The following is a 378-nucleotide window of genomic DNA, read 5'->3' as shown; positions in this document are numbered from 1 at the left end:
CCGTGCCCTGGAAAGAGGCGTGGGGTGGCTCGGGTTGCAAGAACATCGCTTCACCCGGTTGCAAGGTAATCACATTGAGCATCAATGGTGCGAAGAGGCCGATGTCGTTGGGATACTGCTTTTCCAATTCAACAAGCAAGGCAAAGAGCGGCAAATCAATCTGTTTTGCTTGGTGGATCAAAGCCGCTACGGCGTTGTTTTTCGTTTCACCTTGCAATGAAAGTAAGCCGGAGAAAAAGTCACTCAACCCTGGTTCGGTTGGGTTACTTGAGAGGGCATCAACAAATGGGCTCAACGCGTCAATCGCCAGTTCTGCAAAGCCATTTAGAATTTCGACGATAGCGCGAAAACCGTTCATCGCTTTGTATTCTGTTAGTG

General features: G+C 49.2%; 1 protein-coding gene. It reads right to left on the bottom strand.

Going from position 1 to position 378, the window contains the following annotated elements:
• Positions 1-378: type I phosphomannose isomerase helical insertion domain-containing protein (locus UF06_RS09175; protein WP_045570183.1), on the bottom strand; the 378-nt coding region annotated here is incomplete at both ends.

Origin of the sequence: Vibrio sp. S234-5, from assembly GCF_000960595.1 — a bacterium.
Lineage (GTDB): Bacteria > Pseudomonadota > Gammaproteobacteria > Enterobacterales > Vibrionaceae > Vibrio.
This window is presented reverse-complemented; position numbering and strand designations above follow the sequence as displayed.